At 33.6% G+C, this 16,807-nt stretch carries 18 protein-coding genes; 17 read left to right on the top strand and 1 reads right to left on the bottom strand.

Annotated elements, in window-relative coordinates:
- Positions 1–288: 288 nt before the first annotated feature.
- The 4 genes from AAA453_RS10400 (at position 289) to AAA453_RS10385 (ending at position 1,613) form a co-directional block, all read left to right on the top strand.
- The gene (locus tag AAA453_RS10400; protein ID WP_069832914.1) at positions 289–423 is read left to right on the top strand and encodes a beta-class phenol-soluble modulin; all 135 of its coding nucleotides are present in this window, start codon (positions 289–291) and stop codon (positions 421–423) included.
- A 45-nt stretch (positions 424–468) separates the two neighbouring features.
- Complete coding sequence (locus tag AAA453_RS10395) at positions 469–603, top strand: beta-class phenol-soluble modulin (protein ID WP_427704846.1); 135 nt, start codon at positions 469–471, stop codon at positions 601–603.
- Between the two features lie 42 nt (positions 604–645).
- Positions 646–780 carry a beta-class phenol-soluble modulin gene (locus tag AAA453_RS10390; RefSeq protein WP_069816297.1) on the top strand — a complete coding sequence of 45 codons (135 nt, stop codon included), beginning with the start codon at positions 646–648 and terminating at the stop codon, positions 778–780.
- Between the two features lie 146 nt (positions 781–926).
- Positions 927–1,613, top strand: coding sequence for a YjjG family noncanonical pyrimidine nucleotidase (locus tag AAA453_RS10385; protein ID WP_427704844.1), 687 nt, complete (start codon positions 927–929; stop codon positions 1,611–1,613).
- Between the two features lie 219 nt (positions 1,614–1,832).
- On the opposite strand, the gene AAA453_RS10380 is transcribed toward AAA453_RS10385, so the two are convergent.
- A complete protein-coding gene (locus tag AAA453_RS10380) occupies positions 1,833–2,273 on the bottom strand; it encodes an N-acetyltransferase (protein WP_285323010.1) in 441 nt (146 codons plus the stop codon).
- 280 nt (positions 2,274–2,553) lie between these two features.
- Between AAA453_RS10380 and bshC the strand changes: the two genes are divergently transcribed.
- The 13 genes from bshC to AAA453_RS10315 all read left to right on the top strand — a co-directional run bounded on the left by bshC (position 2,554) and on the right by AAA453_RS10315 (position 16,801).
- A complete protein-coding gene (gene bshC, locus AAA453_RS10375) occupies positions 2,554–4,167 on the top strand; it encodes a bacillithiol biosynthesis cysteine-adding enzyme BshC (RefSeq protein WP_427704841.1) in 1,614 nt (537 codons plus the stop codon).
- A gap of 149 nt (positions 4,168–4,316) precedes the next feature.
- Entirely contained in the window at positions 4,317–4,748 is a 432-nt protein-coding gene (mraZ, locus tag AAA453_RS10370; RefSeq protein WP_427704838.1) for a division/cell wall cluster transcriptional repressor MraZ, read from the top strand.
- Positions 4,749–4,763: 15 nt separating this feature from the next.
- Positions 4,764–5,699, top strand: coding sequence for a 16S rRNA (cytosine(1402)-N(4))-methyltransferase RsmH (gene rsmH / locus AAA453_RS10365; protein WP_069816290.1), 936 nt, complete (start codon positions 4,764–4,766; stop codon positions 5,697–5,699).
- Positions 5,700–5,713: 14 nt separating this feature from the next.
- Positions 5,714–6,124, top strand: a complete 411-nt coding sequence (ftsL, locus tag AAA453_RS10360) for a cell division protein FtsL (RefSeq protein ID WP_021338689.1) — start codon at positions 5,714–5,716, stop codon at positions 6,122–6,124.
- Positions 6,105–8,345, top strand: coding sequence for a penicillin-binding protein (locus AAA453_RS10355; protein WP_427704836.1), 2,241 nt, complete (start codon positions 6,105–6,107; stop codon positions 8,343–8,345). Before ftsL ends, AAA453_RS10355 begins: the two co-directional genes overlap by 20 nt.
- Before the next feature lie 206 nt (positions 8,346–8,551).
- Positions 8,552–9,517, top strand: coding sequence for a phospho-N-acetylmuramoyl-pentapeptide-transferase (gene mraY / locus AAA453_RS10350; RefSeq protein WP_069816284.1), 966 nt, complete (start codon positions 8,552–8,554; stop codon positions 9,515–9,517).
- A 1-nt stretch (position 9,518) separates the two neighbouring features.
- The gene (gene murD / locus AAA453_RS10345; protein WP_285323016.1) at positions 9,519–10,868 is read left to right on the top strand and encodes a UDP-N-acetylmuramoyl-L-alanine--D-glutamate ligase; all 1,350 of its coding nucleotides are present in this window, start codon (positions 9,519–9,521) and stop codon (positions 10,866–10,868) included.
- Positions 10,869–10,883: 15 nt separating this feature from the next.
- The gene (locus AAA453_RS10340) at positions 10,884–11,771 is read left to right on the top strand and encodes a cell division protein FtsQ/DivIB (protein ID WP_069816274.1); all 888 of its coding nucleotides are present in this window, start codon (positions 10,884–10,886) and stop codon (positions 11,769–11,771) included.
- 105 nt (positions 11,772–11,876) lie between these two features.
- Positions 11,877–13,283: a cell division protein FtsA gene (gene ftsA / locus AAA453_RS10335; RefSeq protein ID WP_285323018.1), complete on the top strand. Its 1,407-nt coding sequence runs from the start codon at positions 11,877–11,879 to the stop codon at positions 13,281–13,283.
- Between the two features lie 29 nt (positions 13,284–13,312).
- The gene (ftsZ, locus tag AAA453_RS10330) at positions 13,313–14,485 is read left to right on the top strand and encodes a cell division protein FtsZ (protein WP_069816271.1); all 1,173 of its coding nucleotides are present in this window, start codon (positions 13,313–13,315) and stop codon (positions 14,483–14,485) included.
- Positions 14,486–14,718: 233 nt separating this feature from the next.
- Positions 14,719–15,507, top strand: a complete 789-nt coding sequence (gene pgeF, locus AAA453_RS10325; RefSeq protein WP_285323019.1) for a peptidoglycan editing factor PgeF — start codon at positions 14,719–14,721, stop codon at positions 15,505–15,507.
- 17 nt (positions 15,508–15,524) lie between these two features.
- On the top strand, positions 15,525–16,199 hold the full coding sequence (locus AAA453_RS10320; RefSeq protein ID WP_069832906.1) for a YggS family pyridoxal phosphate-dependent enzyme: 675 nt from the start codon (positions 15,525–15,527) through the stop codon (positions 16,197–16,199).
- Between the two features lie 5 nt (positions 16,200–16,204).
- Complete coding sequence (locus AAA453_RS10315; RefSeq protein WP_427704834.1) at positions 16,205–16,801, top strand: cell division protein SepF; 597 nt, start codon at positions 16,205–16,207, stop codon at positions 16,799–16,801.
- Positions 16,802–16,807 lie beyond the last annotated feature (6 nt).

Below are 16,807 nucleotides of genomic sequence, written 5' to 3'. Positions count from 1 at the left end.
TTCTGATAAAATCAATGCTTTTCTAACAAAAAATTAATAATTCACCAACATTATGAAAAGTTATTTAATTGTGTGAAATACAATTAAGGATTCATAACTGTTTCAAACTAGCAATTAAATAACAGATACAGCGATTTTATGATTAAGTAAGGAATTTCGAACAATATAATCAAGTATTATCTTATATTATACATAATAAGTGATACACAAATAAAAAGTATTTTATAAGTATCACTTTAAACATAATTTTCAGTCAGAGCAAATCTTATTTTATAAGGAGTGTTTACAATGGAAGGTTTATTTGAAGCAATTAAAAATACAGTACAAGCTGGTATTGCAGGAGATGGCATGAAAATTGGAAGTGGCGTTTTAGACATCATTTCTAATGGGGCAGCATTAATTTCTCAAGCATTAGGATTTTAATCTAAGTAGATTTTAAAAAATAATACTTTAAAGGAGATAATCAATATGTCAGATTTATTTAACGCAATAAAAGAAACAGTACAGGCAGGAATTGCAGGAGACGGAGTTAAATTAGGGGCAAGCATTGTAGATATCGTATCAAGCAGTGTAGGTCTATTAGGACAATTATTCGGATTCTAGTAAAAATAAATTATAAAACTTATAAATAGAGGAGAGATTTTTATGTCTAAATTAGCAGAAGCTATCGCAAATACTATACAAGCAGCACAATCAGGTAATGGTGTAGAATTAGGGACTAGTATTGTAGATATTGTATCAAGCGGTGTCGGATTATTAGGTCAATTGTTTGGATTCTAATTATTAAAATAGGAAGTAGTGGTCAAGGTGATAACCTTGGCCATTTTTTTGTATGTTCAAAATGTGTATACTGTTATTGAGTGAATAAAAGCAATAAATATATTCAATTGTATTAATGAATATGTATAAAAAGAGGGGAAATAAAAATGAATTCTAAAAGTCTACTCATAGATTTTGATGATACAATCGTAGATTTTCATGATGCGGAATCACATGCATTTTTCAAAATGGCAGAAAAATATAAATTGATCGCTAATCATGACGATTTAAAAACCTTTATGAAAGTGAATCAAGCGCATTGGGAAGCTTTTCAAATTAATAAGTTAACGAAGGAAGAGGTTCTAAGTAAGCGATTTGAAGTATATTTTGATTTACATGAAATGACCGTGGATGGTAAAGAAGCGGATCACATATTTAGAGATGAATTAGCGAAAGCACCAATAAAATTCTTTCCTAACACAGTTGAAACTTTAAAGTATTTAAAACAAAATCATGATTTATATATTGTGACGAATGGTGTGTTAGAAACGCAAGAGCGCCGTATTGCGAAGGCACAGTTTGGTCAATTATTTAAAGGTGTTTTTGTTTCAGAACAAACAGGTTACCAAAAACCAATGCCTGAATTTTTTGATTATGTATTTAAGGAAATTGGTGAAGACAAACGAGATAATGCCATAATCGTCGGAGATTCTATGACATCAGATATTTTAGGTGGTAAAAATGCCCAAATTGGCACGTGTTGGTTTAATCCTAGAAATAAAATAAATGAAACTAATATCAAACCAGATTATACAATAAAATCACTCAATGAATTATTAATTTATATGAAATAAAAAAGGGGCAGGAATACGAAATTAAATTGGATTTCGGATCCCCGCTATTTTTCGGATAACTAAAACAGGATTCCAAGAGTTGAAGCGGTCGTAAAAAACTACGCGTCTACATTAAGGTAGACGCGTAGTTTTTTTAAAGCTGAAAACAAATGCATTTAGTATCAGACTGCTAATGAAAATAAAACAACTGAGACATATGTTTTATCTTTCGTACTCTTTTTATGGTGTCCAAACTAGAACATCATGTCCATCTTTGTTTACTGCATTTACATCTTTGAATCCTTGTTTAATAAAGAATGCTTTAGATTGGTTACGAGCAATGACTTTAATAGGAAGTCCTTGATTTTTTGCAAAATCTAACAACTCTTTACCGTAACCACGATTCTGAAAGTCGTTTAATACTTCTAATTTCCACAATACGTTGTAATCGTCGAAATCAGGGAAGTAGACTTCTTCAACATCGCCTTTACGATACAATGCCATTCTTGCGCCTAATCTATCTCCGATTTGAATACCATAAAAAGGTGAATCTGAACTGGCATCTATCATTTCTCCACGAAGTTCATCAACCATATACAAATCTTTGTTGCCGAAGTTTCTAAAATCTTCGAATAATTCGTCTGTTTTATAATTTATATCAAGACGTTTTACGTTACTCATAGCGTCTTCCCCCTTTGTACTATTATATTTTATTATACCTTATTTCTAATGATATTTCACAAAAATGACGACACGAAACATACTGTTAAAGTAGACTGTATACAATGCTTATTTCAAATACATAAACACACTTTTTTAAAATTTTTCAAAAATCGTTTATTATAGTATGTGCATTGAATTAAAAAGAAAAAAATACAGGTTATTTTAAGCCGTTAAATTGTCAATATAGTACATAAACTTTATACTGATTAGGAATAGAGTAACATAAGGAGAATTACGAATGGATTGTATGACTACGAAACTTAACGAAAAAGATCAATTTATTTCAAAAATTAAACAAAGTGATTCAACACTAGCTCAGTTTTATCATTTAGATGCAATGGATAAGAATAACTATAAACAAAGACTTCTAAGTGAAAGTAATGGAAGAGAAGTTGCATTAACGCAAGTGATTGAAAATTATATGAGTGATTTATCTTTGACTGAGGAACAAGAAAGTAATATTAAATTATTAAGTGATGGCGCAAAAGTAATTGTTGGCGGACAACAAGCAGGTTTATTTGGTGGACCTTTGTATACATTCCATAAAATATTTTCTATTATTACACTAAGTCAACAACTATCTAAAGATTATAATAAACATGTCGTGCCTGTGTTTTGGATTGCAGGGGAAGACCATGATTTTGACGAAGTAAATCATACTTATGCATATAATAATCAAGATGCTAAGTTACATAAAGTCAAATATCATACGATGGAGCCACCAGAAGCAAGTGTCTCACATTATAATCCTGATAAAGCTGAGCTCAAGGAAACTTTGAATCAATTTTTCCAACAACTGAATGAAACTGAACATTCACGACCTTTAATTGAAATGTGTCGTAATATTATTGATGCACATGATAGTTGGTCCGATATGTTTAAAGCATTGCTACATGAAGTATTTAAAACATATGGTTTATTATTGTTGGACGCTAATGATCCTGAACTACGTCGATTAGAGCAACCGTTTATCAGAAAAATTGTGGAAAACCATCTTGATGTTGATGCAGCCTTTAGAAAAACACAAGCACAAACAACAGCAAGTGGTTTGGAGCAAATGATTCAAACAGATACAAATGTGCATTTGTTTTTACACGAAGATAATATGAGACAATTACTGACATTCAAAGAGGGTCAATTCTATTTGAATAAATCAGATAAAACAATGACGCTTCAAGAGGTTTTAGATATAGTAGATTCAGAGCCGGAAAGGTTTTCAAATAATGTGGTAACAAGACCTGTTATGGAAGAATGGTTATTTAACACTGTTGCCTTTATTGGTGGACCAAGTGAAATAAAGTATTGGACCGAATTAAACGATGTGTTTAAAACATTGGATGTTTCAATGCCAATCGTCTTACCACGCTTACGAATTACTTATATTAATCACAGAATTGAAAAATTAATAGCACAATATCAACTGGATAAAAACCAAATTATCGAAAATGGAATTGAAGATGCTAAACAAAAATTTGTTAGAGCACAAGCATCTCAAACATTCATTGATCAAATTGAATCAATGAAAGCACAGCAAGAAACACTATATCAATCGCTAAAAGCAGAAGTAAAAGGCAACAATGATAATACATTATTATTAGAAAAAAATAATTCAATTCATCAAAAGCAATACGACTATTTGATAAATAGATATTTATTAAATATTGAACGAGAAAATGAAATTAGCATGAAACATTTCAAAGTATTAAGTGGTACACTTCATCCAATGGGAGGGTTACAAGAAAGAATATGGAACCCTTTACAAATTATGAATGATTTTGGGATGAATGTGTTCAATCCCTCCACTTATCCACCACTTTCTTACACTTTTGATCATATTATAATAAAACCTTAGAGACAGTAAGGGCGCACCCGATTCATCTTTTTGATGAATCGGGTGTTTTTTTACGTTGAATAAGAAATTATGGTTATATTTGTATAATTAGTGGAGGATAGTGGTGAGATGTGGTAAATTATATATATGAGAAGGTGAGGTGATTATAAATGTTCATGGGAGAATACGAGCATCAGTTGGATACAAAAGGACGTATGATAGTGCCTTCCAAGTTTCGCTATGACTTAAATGAACGTTTTATAATCACTCGAGGCCTCGACAAATGTTTGTTTGGCTATACTTTGGATGAATGGCAAATTATCGAAGAGAAGATGAAGACATTACCAATGACTAAAAAGGACGCACGTAAGTTTATGCGTATGTTCTTCTCGGGAGCCGTAGAAGTAGAGCTAGATAAACAAGGGCGTATTAACATTCCGCAAAACTTGCGACAATACGCTAACTTAAGCAAAGAATGTACAGTAATAGGTGTCTCAAATCGTATTGAAATTTGGGATAGAGAAACTTGGAACAGTTTCTATGAAGAATCTGAAGATAGTTTCGAAGATATTGCTGAAGACCTGATTGATTTTGATTTTTAATAGGAGGAGTTAAATTTGTTTCATCATGTCAGCGTTATGCTTAAAGAAACCATTGATTATTTAAATATTAAAGAAGATGGTGTCTATGTCGACTGTACATTAGGTGGCGCAGGGCATGCCCTCTATTTATTAAATCAATTGGGTGACGAAGGTAGGCTTATAGCAATCGACCAAGATACAACAGCGATTGAAAATGCTAAAGAAGTTTTGAAAGAACACTTACATAAAGTGACCTTTGTCCATAGCAACTTTAGAGAATTAACTGAAATTTTAAATGATTTGAATATTGAAAAAGTAGATGGCATCTACTACGACTTAGGTGTGTCCAGTCCACAATTGGATGTACCTGAACGTGGGTTTAGTTATCATAACGATGCCAAATTAGACATGCGAATGGATCAAACACAATCGTTATCAGCTTATGAAGTTGTAAATGATTGGCAATTTGAAAAATTAGTCAGAATCTTTCATCGATATGGCGAAGAAAAATTTTCAAAACAAATTGCGCGTCGTATAGAACAGAACAGAGAACAAAAGCCAATCGAAACAACGTTAGAACTCGTTGATGTAATAAAAGAAGGTATACCTGCAAAAGCTAGGCGAAAAGGCGGACATCCTGCAAAAAGGATTTTCCAAGCAATTAGAATTGCAGTGAATGATGAATTATCTTCATTCGAAGATTCACTAGAACAAGCGATAGGTGCAGTAAAAATTGATGGTAGAATTTCAGTCATAACTTTCCATTCATTGGAAGATAGATTATGCAAACAGATGTTTCAAGAATATGAAAAAGGTCCAGATGTTCCACGGGGATTGCCAGTCATACCTGAAGCGTACACGCCTAAATTGAAACGCGTTAACCGTAAACCCATTACCGCTGCTGAAGAAGATCTAGATACAAATAACCGTGCGCGTAGTGCGAAGTTACGTGTTGCAGAAATATTGAAATAAGGAGTGAATGATGAGTGGCAGTAGAGAAGATTTATCAACCTTATAATGGATCAGAACAACAGATTCCCGAATCACAACCGAGGAAACAACCTAAAACGCAACCTAAAACCAAAACCGTAAAACGCAAAGTAGTAGTTCAACTTACAAAGTTTGAGAAAATGTTATACATAGGACTTATAACAGTAATTGCTTTAATAAGTATTTATATGCTATCTTTAAAAATGGATGCGTATGATACTCGAGGAAAAATTGCAGATTTAGATACTAAAATCGAACAACAATCAAGTGAAAACAGCGCAATAGAATCTGAAATTAAAAAGAACTCTTCATATGAACGCATTTACGATAAGGCAAAAGACGAAGGAATGAGCCTTAAGAACGACAATGTAAAGGTAGTGCGTAATAATGGCGAAGCGAAAAATTAGATTTAAAAAACCGAACTTTCTAATTAAACAAAGTAAAATAGGGGCAGTCCTACTCGTTCTCGGATTTGGACTGCTCTTTTTTACGTTGGTTTTAAGATACTCATATATTATGTTGACAGGGCACTCTTCCGGCGAAGATTTAATAATGAAGGCAAACGAAAAATATTTAGTCCAAAGCCAAGAGCAACCTGAACGTGGAAAAATATATGATCGTAATGGAAAAGTACTAGCAGAAGACGTAGAAAGATATAAAGTCGTTGCTATTGTTGATAAAAAAGCGAGTGAAGGCAGCGAGAAACCGAAACATGTTACAGACAAAAAAGAAACTGCGAAGAAATTAGCGACAGTGATAGATATGTCTGAGGAAGATATTGAAAAAAGACTGGATAATAAGAAAGCATTTCAAGTTGAATTTGGACAAAAAGGTGCTGATTTAACCTATCAAGAAAAAGAAAAGATAGAGAAAATGAATCTACCTGGCGTCACGCTCTATCCAGAAACTGAACGTTTCTACCCTAATGGTAACTTTGCGTCACATCTTATTGGCATAGCACAAAAAGACCCTGATACTGGGGAATTAAATGGTGCTATGGGCGTTGAAAAGATATTCGATAGTTATTTATCAGGACAAAAAGGTGCGTTATCTTACATTCATGATATTTGGGGCTACATTGCGCCAAATACAAAAAAAGAGAAAACACCACAACGCGGTGATGATGTTCATTTAACTATAGATTCCAACATTCAAGTCTTTGTTGAAGAAGCACTAGATGGAATGGTTGAGCATTATAAACCGAAAGATTTATTTGCTGTAGTCATGGATGCAGACTCAGGTGAAATTCTTGCATACAGTCAACGACCTACGTTTAACCCAGAAACTGGCGAAGATTTTGGTAAAAAATGGGCGAATGATTTGTATCAAAATACGTATGAACCAGGTTCCACATTTAAAAACTTTGGTTTAGCGGCAGCAATTGAAGAAGGAGAATTTAAACCAGATAAAAAATATACGGCAGAACCAAGAGAAGTCATGGGATCGAAAATTTCCGACTGGAACAAAGTAGGTTGGGGAGAGATACCAATGTCACTTGGTTTCACATATTCTTCAAACACCCTAATGATGCATTTACAAGATTTAGTTGGCTCAGATAAGATGAAAGAATGGTATGAAAAATTTGGGTTCGGTGAATCAACGAACGGTATGTTTGATGGTGAAGCTACTGGTGACATCGCATGGGATAATGAAGCACAACAAAAAACATCTGCATTTGGTCAATCAACGACTGTAACACCAGTACAAATGTTACAAGCGCAATCAGCGTTCTATAATGAAGGTAATATGTTGAAACCATGGTTTATAGATAGTGTATCTAATCCTGTAAGTAATGATACTTTCTACAAAGGTGAAAAAGAAATCGCTGGTAAACCAATCAAAAAAGATACGGCTAAAAAAGTACGTACTGAAATGGATAAGGTTGTTAACAGCGAAAAGAGTAATGCTAAAAACTATAAAATCGATGGTTATGAAATAGAAGGTAAAACCGGAACAGCACAAGTAGCGGATTCAGATAATGGTGGATACGTAGAGGGTGAAAATCCATATTTCGTAAGCTTTATCGGTGATGCACCAAAAGATGACCCTGAAGTTGTTGTTTATGCTGGTATGAGTTTAGCTCAGAAAAATGATCAAGAAGCATATGAAAGTGGTGTGAGTAAGGCCTTTAAACCAATTATGGAGAACACGTTGAAATATCTGAATGTTGGTGATAAAAATTCTAAAGACAAATCAGATGTGAAATACAGCAAAGTGCCAGATGTTGAAGGTCAAGAAACACAAAAAGCACAAGACAAAGTGAATAGTAAATCTCTAGAACCTATCGTTATAGGTGACGGTGAGAAAATCACAAAACAATCTGTTACTGCAGATAAAGAGGTATTGCCTAATAGTAGAGTGCTATTATTGACTGATGGCGATGTTACGATGCCAAATATGTCCGGTTGGACTAAAGAAGAAGTCATTGCATTTGAAAAGCTCACGAATACAAAAGTAACTACCAAAGGTAGCGGATTTGTTTCTGAGCAATCTATAACAGAAGGTCAAAAGATAAGTAAAAAAGATAAGATAGAAGTAACGTTGTCTTCTGAAGAAATAAATGGAGAAACAGCTGATGACGAATCAAAATCTAAAGACAATGAAGAAAGCAAAGAAGATAAAGAATAAATTTATTTAGCACAACTTCTGATTTCAATTTTAACTCATGTTAGAATATTTGTTTCATGATTATGAGGTATTCAAAAATAGTAGCTTGTCAGTATTTAGTAGCGTATGACGTTAATTAAATAACTGGTAAAGCTACTTACCTCTATACATATTGTAGCCACTTAGCACTAAGAAATAATCCAATTAAATATATAAAGGAGCATAATATGGTTTATTTACTCGCAATTATTGCACTTTTAATCACTTTTATATTAGTCCCAGTATTGATACCAACGTTAAAAAGAATGAAATTTGGGCAAAGTATCAGGGAAGAGGGCCCGCAAAGTCATATGAAAAAGACAGGCACACCTACAATGGGTGGACTTACTTTCCTGATTAGTATCATTGTAACTTCGATACTTGCAATTATTTTTATGGAAAATCCTAACCCAATAATTTTACTATTATTTGTAACAATAGGGTTTGGCTTAATCGGTTTCATAGATGATTACATCATTGTTGTGAAAAAGAACAATGAAGGATTAACAAGTAAACAAAAATTTTTAGCACAGATTGCGATAGCAGTCATCTTCTTCATTTTGAGCCAAGCGTTTAATTTAACTGATTTTTCTACAGGAATACATATTCCATTTACGAATACAGAAATACCACTATCCATTGCATATGTATTATTTATTGTGTTTTGGCAAGTAGGGTTCTCTAACGCAGTGAATTTAACAGATGGTTTAGACGGACTCGCAACAGGCTTATCTATAATTGGATTTGTTATGTATGCAATTATGGCGTATTTCCAAGGTGCTACATCTATCGGTCTATTCTGTATTATTATGATTTTTGCATTAGTTGGGTTCTTACCATTCAATTTAAACCCAGCTAAAGTGTTTATGGGAGATACAGGTAGTTTGGCATTAGGTGGTATATTTGCCACAATTTCAATTATGCTAAACCAAGAATTATCACTCATTTTTATTGGCTTTGTGTTTGTTGCAGAAACTTTATCAGTAATTATTCAAGTTACATCTTATAAATTAACAGGCAAACGAATTTTTAAAATGTCACCATTACACCATCATTTCGAATTAGTTGGTTGGAATGAGAAGAAAGTTGTTACGGTATTTTGGACAGTAGGCTTGATTTCAGGACTAATTGGCCTATGGATTGGAGTGAATTAAATTGCTGAAATATACAGGGTTAGAAAATAAAAATGTATTAGTAATTGGTTTAGCGAAAAGTGGTTATGAAGCAGCTAAGTTGTTAAATAAGTTGGGCGCGAATGTCATAGTTAATGATGGCAAAGATTTAAGCCAAGACTCACATGCGAAAGACTTAGAAAATAGAGGGATTAAAGTCATTGGAGGAGAACATCCGCTGTCTTTACTTGATAGTAATCCTATTATAGTTAAAAATCCTGGAATACCCTATACTGTACCTTTACTTGAAGCTGCTGTAGAAAAAGGCTTGAAAATCTTAACAGAAGTTGAATTGAGTTATTTGATATCAGAAGCACCTATTATTGGTGTCACAGGTACAAATGGTAAAACTACAGTAACGTCATTAATTGGCGATATGTTTCAAAAAAGTAGAGTAACAGGTAAAGTATCAGGGAATATTGGATATGTTGCTTCTAAAGTAGCTCAAGAGGTCACAGCAAGTGATTATTTAGTTACGGAACTATCTTCATTCCAACTACTTGGTATAGATCGATACAAGCCGCATATTGCTATTATCACAAATATATACTCGGCACATCTTGATTATCATGAATCATTAGAGAACTATCAAAATGCTAAAAAAGAAATTTATAAAAATCAAACAGAGGACGATTATTTAATCTGTAATTATCACCAGCGTCATTTAATTGAGTCGGAATCATTAAGTGCCAAAACCTATTACTTTTCTACACAACAAGAAGTTGATGGTATTTATGTAAAAGATGGTTTTATTGTGTTCAAAGGATTTAGAATCATTCATAAAGATGATTTAGTTTTACCGGGTGAACATAATTTAGAAAATATACTTGCAGCGACTTTAGCTGCACTTTTAGCTGGTGTATCAGTAAGAGCAATCATTGATAGTCTTACAACATTCTCTGGTATTGAACATAGATTACAATATATCGGCTCGAACAAAACGAATAAATATTACAATGATTCAAAAGCAACCAATACACTTGCAACACAATTTGCATTAAATTCATTTGATCAATCGATTATTTGGTTATGTGGTGGTTTAGATCGTGGTAACGATTTTGATGAACTTATTCCTTATATGAAAAACGTCAAGGTGATGGTCGCATTTGGAGAAACGCAAAGTAAATTTGTGAAGCTAGGTGAAAGTCAGGGCAAATACGTAATAACGGCGACTGATGTACAAGATGCAGTCGATAAAATACAAGACGCTATAGAACCAAATGACGTTGTACTTTTATCACCGGCCTGTGCAAGTTGGGATCAATACAATACTTTTGAAGAGCGTGGAAATAAATTTATAAAAAGTTTCCAAGCGCACTTACCTTCTTTTTAAAGGGTGTGAAAATGAATGACTAATAAAGTAAGTGAATTTGACTCTGAATACTTAAAAGAAAAACGAGCAAAACGTCGAAAACGACAAAAGCAAATTCAATATTCAGTATTTGGTGTATTGTTATTTATTATCATTTTGATTCTTATATATATGTTCACGCCTTTAAGTAAGATAAGCAGTGTGGAAATAAAAGGCAATGATAATGTTTCCAAAAGTGCAATCAATAAAGCGATTGATGTTAAAGACAACTCCAGAATGTACACATATAGCACTTCAAAAGCGACGGATAAATTAAAAGACAACAAATTGATAAAAAGCGCGAAAATTACGAAACAAATGCCTAACAAATTAACGGTTGAAGTCACTGAAAATCAAATTGTTGGAATGACGAAAAAGAAAGATAATTATGTGCCTATTCTAGAAAATGGTACAGAATTGAAAAACTATGATGGTAATGCAACGGATGATGGACCCATATTAGTAGGATTTGAAAAAGAGGAGAAAGAAAAAATTATTAATGAACTTGCAAAAATGCCAGCAAATGTGAGAGGAATGATTGCAGAAATTAAATATGATCCTCAAGAAAATTTACAAAATCAAATCAAATTATTCACATCTGATGACATTCAAATTCTTGGTAATCTCAATACGATTGCTAATAAAATGAAATATTATCCGCAAATGTCTCAATCGTTAGAACGTGATGAATCAGGCGAATTGAAAAAGTCAGGATATATTGATTTATCAGTAGGTGCATCATTTATTCCTTATGGTGGTGGTAATGAAACAAAATCAGCAAGTGACAAAAATGTAGACGAACAAACAACAGAAACAGATGCTGCAAAAGACGAGTTACAAAGCGCATTAAACAAAATAAATAAAGAATCAGACAAAAATAATTAAAAAATTTCGACAAATACACGTGTTTATAGTTCACAAGCATCAAAACGTATTGTAAACTGTTAATAGTGTGAACTTGAATAAGTTATTGTCAGGAGGTGCCTATCTATGGAAGAGCATTATTATGTAAGTATAGATATTGGTTCATCAAGCGTTAAAACGATAGTGGGCGAAAAATTTCACAATGGTATAAATGTGATAGGTACAGGACAGACCTACACAAGTGGGATTAAAAATGGTCTTATTGATGATTTCGATATCGCTAAACAAGCGATAAAAGATACAATCAAAAAAGCCTCTATTGCTTCAGGCGTTGATATTAAAGAAGTATTTTTAAAACTTCCAATAGTCGGAACTGAAGTATTTGATGAAGCAAATGAAATAGAATTTCATGAAGATACAGAATTGAATGGTACACATATTGAAAGTGTGCTTGAAGGTATTCGCGAAAAAAATGATGTGCCAGAAACTGAAATTATAAATGCATTCCCAATTAAATTTATTGTTGATGGAGAAAATGAAGTTTCAGATCCAAAAGAATTAATTGCTAGACATGGTTTGAAAGTAGAAGCTGGTGTTATTGCAATTCAAAAATCAATTTTAATCAATATGATTAAATGTGTGGAATCTTGTGGCGTAGATGTATTAGATGTGTATTCAGATGCGTATAACTATGGTTCAGTGCTATCAGCTACTGAAAAAGAGCTAGGCACATGTATCATCGATATCGGTGAAGACATTACACAACTTGCATTTTATGAACGCGGTGAGCTTGTTGATGCTGAGGCAATAGAGATGGCTGGTCGAGATATCACAGAAGATATTTCGCAAGGCTTAAACACATCTTATGAAACAGCAGAAAAAATTAAACATCAATATGGTCACGCTTTCTTTGAATCTGCTTCTGATCATGATGTATTTAGTGTGGATCAAGTGGATAGTGAAGAAGAAGCTCAATTTACTCAAAAAGATTTAGCAGATATTATTGAAGCACGTGTTGAAGATATCTTCTTTAATGTATTTGATATATTACAAGATCTAGGACTTACTAAAGTTAACGGCGGTTTCGTTGTTACTGGTGGTTCAGCAAACTTATTAGGAGTTAAAGAATTACTACAAGATATGGTCAGTGAAAAAGTAAGAATTCATACACCATCACAAATGGGTATTAGAAAACCTGAATTTTCTTCAGCAATTTCAACAATTTCTAGTAGCATTACTTTCGACGAATTGTTAGATTATGTTACAATTAGTAATCATGACAGTGAAGAATTCGAAGAAGAAGTCATCGAATCTGATGAAAGAGAACATAGCACAAAATCAAGCGGATTTGACTGGTTCAAGAAAAAATCAAACAAACAAGAAGAGCCACAAACGTCAGCTTCTGAAATGGAAGAACCAGAAGCACCTGAGGAATACGACGAAAAAGTAGACGTCAACCAAGATGAAGAACGTAAACCTCAAGACAAAGAAGAAGGTAAATTCAAAAAACTTATGAAATCTCTATTCGATTGATTGGCCATTAAAACTAGGAGGAAATATAAATGTTAGAATTTGAACAAGGATTTAATCATTTAGCGACGTTGAAAGTCATCGGTGTAGGGGGCGGCGGTAATAACGCTGTAAACCGTATGATTGACCATGGTATGAATAATGTTGAATTTATTTCAATCAATACGGATGGACAAGCTTTAAACCTGTCTAAAGCTGAAGCTAAAATCCAAATTGGTGAAAAATTAACACGTGGTCTAGGCGCTGGAGCGAACCCAGACATTGGTAAAAAAGCTGCAGAAGAATCTCGTGAACAGATCGAAGATGCTATCCAAGGCGCAGATATGGTATTCGTAACTGCTGGTATGGGTGGCGGTACTGGTACTGGTGCTGCACCAGTCGTAGCAAAAATTGCTAAAGAAATGGGAGCATTAACAGTAGGTGTCGTTACACGTCCGTTTGGTTTTGAAGGTCGTAAGCGTCAAACACAAGCAGCAGCTGGTGTAGAAGCAATGAAAGCAGCTGTAGATACATTAATTGTTATTCCTAACGACAGATTATTGGATATCGTTGATAAATCAACACCAATGATGGAAGCATTTAAAGAAGCCGACAACGTATTACGTCAAGGTGTTCAAGGTATTTCTGATTTAATCGCAGTATCAGGTGAAGTAAACCTTGACTTTGCAGATGTGAAAACAATCATGTCTAACCAAGGTTCAGCATTAATGGGTATTGGTGTTTCTTCTGGCGAAAACCGCGCAGTAGAAGCAGCTAAAAAGGCGATTTCGTCACCATTATTAGAAACTTCAATCGTTGGTGCACAGGGTGTACTTATGAATATTACTGGTGGAGAGTCATTATCACTTTTCGAAGCACAAGAATCAGCTGATATCGTACAAGATGCAGCAGATGAAGATGTAAATATGATTTTCGGTACTGTAATTAATCCAGAATTACAAGACGAAATTGTAGTTACAGTTATCGCTACTGGATTTGAAGATAAACCTTCATCACAAGCACGTAAAGCTTCAAATACTGGTTTCGGTACAAGTGCAACAAGTAGTAACAGCACAAAAGAAGATACATTTGCATCAAATACAGCAAATACTTCTCAACCATCAGAAAGTGCTAGTGAAGGCAGAAGTCATACTACAAATGAAGATGACATTCCAAGCTTTATCAGAAATAGAGAAGAAAGACGTTCAAGAAGAACTAGACGTTAATTTTCGAACTAGCTCGCCTTGTGTACATAGGGCTTAAAGCTTAAAGTAGTCAATAATAAATACAATGATGTCATCAGGTCCAAAGATCTGATGACTTTTTTGAATTTTATTGCTATCTATGAGTATAACTTAATCATATATTTGTCTGAGATTTTAGAATGAATTATTGTCGCGGGTCTCCTATAAGAAGTCATAGCGGGAAATTGCAGTTTTAATTAATGGAGGGTCATAGTATGCATGATAAATTTATTAAAGATAATCATATATTGAAATATGAGGATAGCCATTTAAATAATGTAAAATTGGGTATAACAACAAGAGAAGAAGGTTTGAGTCCCTATCCCAAATCAGCTTTTAATATGGCTAGATATATTAACGATGATCCGCAGCACGTTACACAACACCAAGAAGAGCTTGCAGCTGTAATTCAATACCCGAGAGAACAGTGGGTATTTCCTATACAAACGCATGAAAATAAAGTTGTAGAGGTGACAGCTAAAGATAGAGGTACGAATATTGATATTTTAACGGATGCTTTACATGGTGTAGATGCATTATATACGTATGAATCTGATCTTCTGCTTACAATGTGTTACGCGGACTGTGTACCTATATATTTTTATAGCGAAAAACATCATTACATCGCTTTAGCACATGCTGGTTGGAGGGGTACTGTCGGTCAAATTGTGAATGAAGTCATCCGCTATATCGATTTTAATTTAAATGATTTGAATATCGTTATTGGACCTGCAACTTCTACAACTTATGAAATTAATGATGATATTAAAGCAAAATTTGAATCATTACCGATAGACATAAATGAATACATTAAGACAAGAGCCAATGACAGACATGGCATTGATTTAAAACGTGCAAATGCTTTATTACTTGAAAATGCAGGTGTTCCTAAAGATAATATTTATATTACCAACTATGCGACATCTGAAGATTTATCCTTATTTTTCTCATATAGAGTAGAGAAAGGGAATACTGGCCGCATGTTAGCATTTATCGGTCAATAATGAAGAGGTGTAGAGATTTGAACGTACAACAGAATTTAGAACAAATTGAAAAACAATTAAAAACATACTGCGAAAAAGGTAATATTTCAACGTTACCAAACGTGATTGCAGTGACAAAGTATGTTACAATAGACCGAGCTAATGATGCTTATAATGCGGGAATTAGACATTTCGGTGAGAATCGTTTAGAAGGATTTCAACTTAAAAAAGAAGCTTTACCTGATGATATTGTAATGCACTTTATTGGTTCGTTACAGACAAGAAAGGTGAAAGAAGTGATTAATGAAATTGATTACTTTCATGCATTAGATCGTCTTAAATTAGCAAAAGAAATTAACAAAAGGGCGGAACACAAAATAAAGTGTTTTGTTCAAGTAAATGTTTCAGGTGAAGAATCTAAACAAGGTGTTGCATTGAAAGATGTGAATACTTTTATTGAAACGTTGGAACAATATGAAAATTTAGAAGTAGTTGGTCTTATGACTATGGCTCCATTAACTGATGACGAGTCATATATAAAAAGCTTATTTCAATCATTAAAGAATAAAAGAGATGAGATTAAAGCGCTCAATTTAAATTATGCACCATGTACTGAGTTATCGATGGGAATGAGTAATGATTTCCACTTAGCTGCTGAAGAAGGTGCGTCATTTGTGAGAATTGGGACTAAACTTGTAGGAAAAGAGGAGTGAGCCCCGTGGCTTTAAAAGATTTATTTAGTGGATTTTTCGTGGTTGAAGAAGAAGATCACGAATTAGAAGCACCAGAAGAAGAACAAGGTAGACAACAAAACAAGCAACAAGCGCAGTCTCAAACGAATTTCAATGAATATAAAAATAATGAAAATACAGAGCGACAAAGATCCATACAATCCGTTCCCAAAAAGCAGTCATCAAGATTACAGCAATCCTCAGGTGAAAGGAAGTATCAAATGAATAACACTTCATCAAAAAATAATGCAAGGAACGTTGTGAATATGAATAATCAAGAACAAGATCAATTCGGTTTTACAGAAGAAAGTTCTAAAATGTGTTTATTTGAACCACGTGTTTTTTCAGATACTCAAGATATTGCAGACGAACTCAAAAATCGTCGCGCAACTTTAGTTAATTTACAGCGTATTGATAAAGTTTCTGCTAAACGTATTATCGACTTTTTAAGCGGTACAGTTTATGCAATCGGTGGAGACATTCAACGCGTAGGATCAGATATATTCTTATGTACTCCAGATAATATAGAAGTAGCTGGTAGTATAACAGATCACATAGAAAATATGGAATACCAAGGTGAATAGAGGTAA

The sequence above is a fragment of the Staphylococcus parequorum genome, assembly GCF_039237145.1.
GTDB lineage: Bacteria > Bacillota > Bacilli > Staphylococcales > Staphylococcaceae > Staphylococcus > Staphylococcus equorum_A.
Note: the sequence above shows the minus strand (reverse complement) of the source record. Positions and strands in the feature narration are given on the sequence as shown.

What these genes read in the sequence shown, in the direction of transcription:
- AAA453_RS10400 (WP_069832914.1), top strand. Translation starts at nt 289, where the DNA reads ATGGAAGGTTTATTTGAAGCAATTAAAAATACAGTACAAGCTGGTATT.
- AAA453_RS10395 (WP_427704846.1), top strand. Translation starts at nt 469, where the DNA reads ATGTCAGATTTATTTAACGCAATAAAAGAAACAGTACAGGCAGGAATT.
- AAA453_RS10390 (WP_069816297.1), top strand. Translation starts at nt 646, where the DNA reads ATGTCTAAATTAGCAGAAGCTATCGCAAATACTATACAAGCAGCACAA.
- AAA453_RS10385 (WP_427704844.1), top strand. Translation starts at nt 927, where the DNA reads ATGAATTCTAAAAGTCTACTCATAGATTTTGATGATACAATCGTAGAT.
- AAA453_RS10380 (WP_285323010.1), bottom strand. Translation starts at nt 2,273, where the DNA reads ATGAGTAACGTAAAACGTCTTGATATAAATTATAAAACAGACGAATTA.
- bshC (WP_427704841.1), top strand. Translation starts at nt 2,554, where the DNA reads ATGGATTGTATGACTACGAAACTTAACGAAAAAGATCAATTTATTTCA.
- mraZ (WP_427704838.1), top strand. Translation starts at nt 4,317, where the DNA reads ATGTTCATGGGAGAATACGAGCATCAGTTGGATACAAAAGGACGTATG.
- AAA453_RS10355 (WP_427704836.1), top strand. Translation starts at nt 6,105, where the DNA reads ATGGCGAAGCGAAAAATTAGATTTAAAAAACCGAACTTTCTAATTAAA.
- mraY (WP_069816284.1), top strand. Translation starts at nt 8,552, where the DNA reads ATGGTTTATTTACTCGCAATTATTGCACTTTTAATCACTTTTATATTA.
- AAA453_RS10340 (WP_069816274.1), top strand. Translation starts at nt 10,884, where the DNA reads ATGACTAATAAAGTAAGTGAATTTGACTCTGAATACTTAAAAGAAAAA.
- ftsA (WP_285323018.1), top strand. Translation starts at nt 11,877, where the DNA reads ATGGAAGAGCATTATTATGTAAGTATAGATATTGGTTCATCAAGCGTT.
- ftsZ (WP_069816271.1), top strand. Translation starts at nt 13,313, where the DNA reads ATGTTAGAATTTGAACAAGGATTTAATCATTTAGCGACGTTGAAAGTC.
- pgeF (WP_285323019.1), top strand. Translation starts at nt 14,719, where the DNA reads ATGCATGATAAATTTATTAAAGATAATCATATATTGAAATATGAGGAT.